Annotated in this window: 7 protein-coding genes; all 7 read right to left on the bottom strand. The window is 30.6% G+C overall.

Annotated elements, in window-relative coordinates; all coding sequences use genetic code 11:
• Nucleotides 1–332: 332 nt before the first annotated feature.
• Entirely contained in the window at nucleotides 333–1,487 is a 1,155-nt protein-coding gene (locus ACOX6R_RS06540) for an AlbA family DNA-binding domain-containing protein (RefSeq protein ID WP_433448495.1), read from the bottom strand.
• 82 nt (nucleotides 1,488–1,569) lie between these two features.
• Entirely contained in the window at nucleotides 1,570–3,129 is a 1,560-nt protein-coding gene (locus tag ACOX6R_RS06535; protein WP_433448493.1) for a recombinase family protein, read from the bottom strand.
• The gene (locus tag ACOX6R_RS06530; RefSeq protein WP_433448491.1) at nucleotides 3,122–3,538 is read right to left on the bottom strand and encodes a recombinase family protein; all 417 of its coding nucleotides are present in this window, start codon (nucleotides 3,536–3,538) and stop codon (nucleotides 3,122–3,124) included. Before ACOX6R_RS06530 ends, ACOX6R_RS06535 begins: the two co-directional genes overlap by 8 nt.
• Nucleotides 3,531–5,093, bottom strand: coding sequence for a recombinase family protein (locus tag ACOX6R_RS06525; RefSeq protein WP_433448489.1), 1,563 nt, complete (start codon nucleotides 5,091–5,093; stop codon nucleotides 3,531–3,533). The genes ACOX6R_RS06530 and ACOX6R_RS06525 overlap by 8 nt, the downstream gene beginning before the upstream one ends.
• 59 nt (nucleotides 5,094–5,152) lie before the next feature.
• On the bottom strand, nucleotides 5,153–5,362 hold the full coding sequence (locus ACOX6R_RS06520; protein WP_433448487.1) for an SHOCT domain-containing protein: 210 nt from the start codon (nucleotides 5,360–5,362) through the stop codon (nucleotides 5,153–5,155).
• A 178-nt stretch (nucleotides 5,363–5,540) separates the two neighbouring features.
• Entirely contained in the window at nucleotides 5,541–6,386 is an 846-nt protein-coding gene (locus ACOX6R_RS06515) for a SinI family restriction endonuclease (RefSeq protein WP_433448485.1), read from the bottom strand.
• 89 nt (nucleotides 6,387–6,475) lie between these two features.
• Nucleotides 6,476–7,678 carry an IS256 family transposase gene (locus ACOX6R_RS06510; protein WP_433448483.1) on the bottom strand — a complete coding sequence of 401 codons (1,203 nt, stop codon included), beginning with the start codon at nucleotides 7,676–7,678 and terminating at the stop codon, nucleotides 6,476–6,478.
• Nucleotides 7,679–7,913 lie beyond the last annotated feature (235 nt).

The following is a 7,913-nucleotide window of genomic DNA, read 5'->3' as shown; positions in this document are numbered from 1 at the left end:
CTTTTCATTGGAATTTCCTGTGATAACTGTTTCTATATTCCTTTTTATAATTTCCTTTAACTCTATGTGTTCATCCATATATTTTCCTATGAATGTCTATCTTTTCTACACTTTCTTCTTATTATTAAAGTTGATATGTTACCACAAATGAAAATTAATAAAAAATATGGCTTTTAAGATTTTTCTATAGATCCTAAAAGCCACCCATTTCAACGCCTTTATAGCCTATTATCTTATTTTCTTGACATTAATGCTACCGTCTCCACATGGCTTGAGTGGTCAGTATGGATAAAATTTCATATTTCTTAAAAGCCTCGTATGTGGGAATATATCTAGTTTTGGTTATTTCTAAACTCACTTAACATTTTATTTAAAACTAATGCGTTCTCATACTCTTCTATAAAAGCTCCCTCTTTGTAATTAGGTAAATTAGAAATATGGGGCATATATACATTATTTAAATACATATCCCTTTTATTCCAATTTCTCCTTACAAATTGCTCAAATTCCATACGCTCGTTTTCTGATTCAAACAAAAGAACAACCTCGAAAAATTCCATTCTAGAGTACTCCTCACTAAAACTTTCTTGCAAGTAGAAAAACTCATTTAACTTGTATTTAAAAGTTCCTTTTGCAAAGTACCTATAGGAAAAGTCCCAATTATATTTTTTTGTTTTATCTAGAGTAATACCAGCTATATCCGGACATGGTGTAAAATATCTTCCTCCATCTAAGGAAACTCCAAGTAATTCTTTTAAAAGGGTCTGATGATATTTAAATTGTATGTCATACCAATGTGGTGTTGAATCTGTTTGGGAAAATAAATAGTATTCATAACCATCTCTACCGTCTTTTGCTGGCATATAATCTATGGTAAACTCAGGAAAATATTTATAGTACTTTTGCATTTCACCATTGGGCCCATCAATCCAATTACTATAATCTTCCAAATACAATTCTAGCCTTTCTAGTGGTGAAGAAGTTAACCCAAATCTCTTCTTCCATAAATATTCAACTTTATCTAAATCAGCAGATTGATCTATAGCGGTGTTTACATCTTGAATCCTGGTATAAATATTATTTGCTCTAATTCCTTGAAAATTATTCGTTAAGTAGTATGGGGTGTTTTTATCATTTTTTACAACAACCACATCTATTGTTTTGCTATAGATTCTAAAACTTTTTACATAAACAGTTGGCCTTATACCACCAATAAATTTTTTATCCTTCAAAAAATCTACTAACATTTGTGTATTTTTTCTTCCTTCATTATCTGTTACATTGAATATAACATAGTCATTTTCTTCATCAACACCAATTATTAGATAGGCATCTCTATTTTCCAAATTATTTGCCATACATATAATATCATGAAGCAAGTCTTGTTTTCCTTTATTGTCAGGTTTATACCACTCTTTCTTAAAATCCCAATAACCGCCTTCCTGTCCAAGATTTATCAGTTCCAATATTTCTTCTTGTTCAACCATATTCCTTCTCCATAAATATTTATTATTTATATTATACCATTTATATGCAAAGGAAAAACAGCCCCATAATATGAGCTGCTTACTAATCAATTTCAACCTCAAGTCCAGATTTAAATACTACTTTTAAGTTCTCTTCATACACTATTATCTTTTCTACTAATTTTCTAACCAACTCTTCGTCATAAGCCTCTATTTTTAAGTCTTGAATATCCAAAAAGTCTTCAAGTTCTTTTAGTCTATTCTGAGAGTTTTTTTCTTCAGCCATTTTAAGTAGTATCTTTTCTTTTTCATTCCTTAACATTTCTACTTGATTTGCTAGTTCTGTATAGTCTTCTTTTGCATTAGCAACTTTTAATAATTCTTCTTGGACTTTTAGCATTTTTTCGTCAATATTCTCTATTTTTTCATTGGCATTCCCTATGATAACTTTTTCTATGTTTCTTTTTATAATTCCTTTTAATTCACTTCTTTCGGTTATAAGTTGATTTATTGCTTCAACTACTTTTTCTTGTAAATCTGTTTCTTTAATAGTCCTAGCATCGCAAGCATCTGGTCCATGGGTTACTCTTGTACAACATCTCCAAACAGCGTATTTCTTTCCTCTATTATTCCACATTATTCTTCTATAGATATCACCACATTTGGAACAATAGACAATACTTGAAAGAGCGTACTTGCTAGAGTAAACTCTTCTTTTCCCTTTACCACTAACCATATTAGCTCGTCTGTCTATTTCTTCTTGGACTCTCATAAAGATTTCTTTTGGTATGATGGCTTCATGACTATTTTCTACATAGTATTGAGGGACAATTCCATCATTTTCTACTCTCTTCTTATTTAAAAAATCCACTGTATAAGTTTTTTGTAGGAGGGCATCTCCCATATACTTTTCATTAGTAAGAATCTGATTGAGATTTGAAATATGCCACTTTTTATTTCCTGCTCCATTAGCTATCCCATCTTTTTCCAGTCCTTCTTTTATATCCCTGAGACTTGCACCTTTCAAGTACTCTCTGTAAATTCTTTTTATTACTTTTGCTTCTTCTGGAACGATGGTTAGTTTGCCATCCTCGTCCTTGGTATACCCTAAAAAACGATTGTGATTAATTTGGATTTGTCCTTGCTGAAATCTATATTGAAAACCTAGCTTCACATTTTGAGATAAAGACTGACTTTCCTGTTGAGCAAGGGATGCCATAATTGTAAGTAGGACTTCTCCTTTGGCGTCCATGGTATTGATATTTTCTTTTTCAAAATAAACCGGAATGTTATTTTCTTTAAGCTTACGAATGTACTTCAAACAATCCAGGGTGTTTCTTGCAAAACGGCTGATGGATTTTGTAATGATGTAGTCAATGTTTCCTGCCATTGCTTCTTCAATCATTTTGTTAAAGCCGTCTCTTTTCTTGGTATAAGTTCCACTAACGCCTTCGTCAGAAAACACTCCTGCAAATTCCCAATCTGGATTTTTCTTAATATAGTTTGTGTAGTGATCTACTTGAGTATCATAAGAAGTCGCTTGTTCATCACTATCTGTAGACACTCTAGCATAGGCTGCTACTCTTAGCTTTTTCTTTTCAGATTCTTTAATGGTATTCCCTTGTTTCTTTTTTGCAGGAATTACAATAACTTTACTATTCATCATCAATCACCTTAATCCTACTGTACTGATAACTAGCTCGTTCAAATGGATCTAAGGGCAATACTTCCTCCTTGTCATATAAGAACTTTACCGGAACCGCTATTTTCTCTTCTTCTTTTTCCCATACTCTTCCCAGCGCTATTGCCCTATCTTTAAGCATTTGACCTGCCATATCAAAGCTTTTTTTGTCTATAATCTTAGGGTAGTTCTCATTCCCCAAGTATTTTTTATTAGTGAGAATTCTTTTTACACTAGAATTATTTTTCTTAAGACCTATTATTTCTGCCGATTTAATAAGTGAATTTCCTTTTAAATAATTTTTAAATATTCCTCTTATGTTTTCAGCTTCTTTTTCGTTTATTACTAGTTTCCCATCTTTAATCATATATCCATAGCATAATCTAGCCACCTACTTCTACCTCCTCTCTGAGAACAAGTCCGCACTTTAGATAAAAGTCAAATATCTTTCGATCAACCACTAGAATATAATCAATAATTTCTATAAATAGGTCATCATCAAAACTTTCAAGCATGTCAGTTTTTGACAATAGATTTATTAGTTTTTCTAGTTCTCTTATTTCTTCATCATTTCCGAGGATTGCATTCTCGCTTCTTTCCTTCTCTTTTATCAGTGTTTTTTCCTGTTCCTTAATTTTTATAGTCTCCTCAGTGTAGACACTTGCTTCTAAAATTCTAGATGTCATGAGCTTATTTAATACTTCTTTTCTCTCTATTAACTTTTCTAACTCATCTTCTAATTCACTTAGTTTTTTCACTTCTTCTTTACTATCTATCCTTTTTAATGATTCTAAAAGCGGTAACAAGATGAACTCTTTTCCAAAGATTAATTTATTGACTAAAGTCATAAAGGCTAATTTAATATCTTCATCTCTTATATATTTCACGGAGCACTTATGGATATCCTGTAAGTGTTTTTTGCATGTCCAAGCTATATATTTATCATTAGGTTGATAATGGTGTCTTCTTTTAAATGCAGAACCACATTCTCCACACTTGATTTTTCCTGATAGTGCATAACGATTCTGGTACTTACTCGTATTTTGCCCATTGCCTTTTTCTATAGACCTAAGCTTCAGTAAATTCTGTACCTTTTCAAAGTCTTCCCTGCTTATAATAGCCTCATGATTGTTTAAAATCATATACTGGTCTTTTTCTCCATTATTAGTATGTCTGTTATAGGCATCATCAGTGTAAGTCTTTTGGTAAAGAACATCTCCAACATACTTTTCATTTTTTAATATTCCGTTAATGGTTGATCCATGCCATCTTGCTCCTCTTTGCCCTTTTATATTTCTTTCATTAAGTTCTTCCGCTATCTTGTGTGTTCCATTCCCCAAAAGATAGGATTTGTAAATCTCTTTTACAATCTCTGCTTCTTCTCTGTTTACGACCATTTTTCCATCAATGTTTTCATAACCATATGGTGGAGAAGATATAACAAAAGTTCCATTTTGAAACCTCTTTTTTATTGACCATTTATTGTTTTCTGAGATAGACCTTGATTCACTTTCTGCTAGAGAAGAAAGAATTGATAGCATCAGTTCACTTTCCATAGACCTTGTATCAATATTTTCTTTTTCAAAATAGATACCAATATTTAAATCAAGTAGTCTTCTTACAACTTCTAAGCAATCAACAGTATTTCTTGCAAGTCTTGAAATGGATTTGGTTAGAATGAAATCTATCTTTCCTTCTTCACAGTCTTTTAACATTTGTAAAAGTCCATCTCTTCCATCCTTTTTTGTCCCAGATATTCCCTCATCATAATATAGACCGACAAAAATATAATCATCATTTTCAGATATTACTTTTTCATAGTGAGCCTTCTGAGTTTTAAGACTGACTAGCTGAGCATCTTCATCTGTCGATACCCTTGCATATGCCGCTACTCTTAATTTAGCTTCTGCTTTTTTATCTGCTTCTATTTTTGTAATCTTTTTCATTGTCTCACCTCCCATTCTTGTAGTGCTATATTCCCGTACAATTCAGTATTTATCAAGTCTTATAGCATTAATTCTGCAAGAATAGGTTTGAATTTTTTGATGTTTTCTATTCGAATGTTCTTATATTCATCAAGGCTAATTACATCTAAAAGAAAAAGATCTTGAATAACTTTATCGGCTAAATAGAAACTAAGTTCTCCCTTTAAATCTTCCTCATCATATTCTTTAAATTGAATCTCTTTTCTATTCTCAAACTTTTCAACTTTCATAATCCACCTCCTATATCACAGGCAAAGAAATTAGGACAAATTTTAACCTTGCCTTAAATTTCTCACCTCTATATTCATTAGGACAATTAGCTTGATTTTGAGAAATAATACTAATATAAAAAAAATAGAGGTAAAAACTCCTCTATTTTAATCAAATATAATATTTTAAATAAGTATTTTATAGACTCTCAACCTCGGTGGTTGAATTTTCGTGAATATATTTAAGATAAGAATCCTCATTTAATTCTTTCACTGCCAAATTAATTTTCTGTTTAGTAATTTCATCAGTAATATTTGTATGAGCTAACACCAGTTGTTTTAAGTTTTCCCAATTTGGAATTGGTTTACTTAAATCAGTACTATCTGGCCTATTTAATCTATTCCACTTTATGATTGTAGTTCCACTTCTAATTGCAGAACTCGAACTATTTTCTGTGTTGTACTTATTTTTTACTTGTAGCATAACAGAATTATTTTCATTATCATCATAATCTAGTAAACAAAAGTCGATAGCTCTATAGACTGATCCTGAACACCAAATCCAACCTATAGGTTCTAAAATTGTTGATAAATATTCCTCTAAAATTGCCCCATTAAAGTTTTCCGCACTCATATAGATTGCATGACCATAAATATATTTTTTTAAATCTTCATCAGATGCTCTGGTTACCTTATCTACTCTAGCCGTCAGAGCAGAGTCTAGTTCCATATATGTTTTTAATTTCTTTTCTGTAGCGGGTTGTAATCGTTCATTTAGAAAACGTCTTATCCACTTTTTAAAATAGTCCTCGGTTACATCATCTTTATTTATATTATGATGTAAAGATACAAATAACTCTGGATTATACTTAATTGCATATTCAAAAAGTCGCTCAATTGAATCTAGCCAATACTCTTTGATTTGATGATTGGTCTTTGAATATTCTGTTTTAATATAATCTTTTGCCTTTTTAAATCCTTTTTTTGACTCCTCGATTGTAATATTTTTATCTTTCATTGTTTTAACATAAGTTTGTTGTGCCATTTCATAACCTCCCAGGCAGTGTCAAATATTTTGTGTAAACCCTAACTAATAAAGTTTTATACACTTGAGTCTAATTCATCAACTAGAAATTAATTTCTAGTTGATGAAGATTTTAATTCTTCTATCTTTTTTTCTAGTTCATACCTTACTTGTCCAAATCCTATATGGACTCTATCTGTAAATTTTGCATTATATTCTGAAACATATGTATACACACTTTTATCTAAGCTATCTTCATTTGGAAATTGTATTTTTGGTTTTATCTTTTTCTTCAAATTCTTATTGAAATTCTCACATATATTGTTGGTATAAAGGCTTTTTCTAATTTGTCTTGGATAGGACATAAAGGTAAATAAATTATCTTTTCCTTCTAAGAGTTTTTTTAGTTTTGGATATTTTTTAGACCATTTTCTTAGAAATTCTTTAAGATTTTCTTCTGCTTTTTCTTTATTCTCAGTTCTATAGATTGTCTTTGCATCTTCTGCTACTTCTGACTTATCTTTTGCTCTTACTCTGTTTTCTATGTTTCTCATTAGATGAGTCCAACATGTTTGATGCTTTGCTTTTGGATATATTTCTGTTGCTGCTTCTTTTAATCCCACTAAGGCATCACTTACAATGAGCGATACATTTACTAGTCCTCTTGATTTCAAGTTAATTAGCATTTCTTTGTAGTTACTTGATGACTCTTCTGGGAATAGTGAGTAGTCTAAGACTTCCTTATTTCCGTTTTTATCTATACCTATTATTACATGAAGTGCTTCTTTTGATACACTATCTCTTCTAACAGGTAAATAGGTTGCATCACAATACAAAACTACAAAATCTTCCTTTAGAGTTCTTTCGTGATAGGCTTTTATTTCTTCTGTCATTACTTTAGATAAATTTGATATACTTTGAGGTGAATAGTTGGAACCATACATTTTTTCTAAAAGTTCTGCTATTTCTCTTGTTGTAATTCCTTTTTTATACAGGGTTATTATCATGTTTTCAAGATTTTCTGAATTTCTGGAGTAAGCTTTTATTGTTTGCTGTTTAAATTCACCTCTTCTATCTCTAGGTATTTGTAAATCTAAATTTCCATATTCAGTTTTTAAAGTCCTATGGTAGAATCCATTTCTAGAATTACCAGATCCATATCCTTTGTATTCCCATTTTTCATAGTTAAGAAATACTGTAAGTTCAGATTTAAGCAAATCATTTATTGCAAGTTCAAGTTTTTGTCTAAAAAATTCGTTAATATCTAATCCTTTTGCTAGTATTTGTATTAATTCTGTGTTAAAATTTTCCATAAGAGAACTCCTTGTTGTTTTATTTTTGTCTAACAAAACTTTACAAGTTTGAGTTCTCTTTTTCTACTTTACACAAAATATTTTACACTATGACCTCCCACACCCAATATAAATATATTATAACAAACTTAATGATATATTACTAAATGTATGGTATAATTGTATGGGTCTAAAAATAGTTTCGTGAAGGAGGTCAAGCTATTGTTAAATACAAAAGAAACATCTGAAACATTAA

It is taken from the genome of Peptoniphilus sp., assembly GCF_050943655.1.
Taxonomy (GTDB): domain Bacteria; phylum Bacillota; class Clostridia; order Tissierellales; family Peptoniphilaceae; genus Peptoniphilus_A.
The sequence above is the reverse complement of the archived record's forward strand: the minus strand, read 5'-3'. Positions and strand labels throughout refer to the sequence as shown.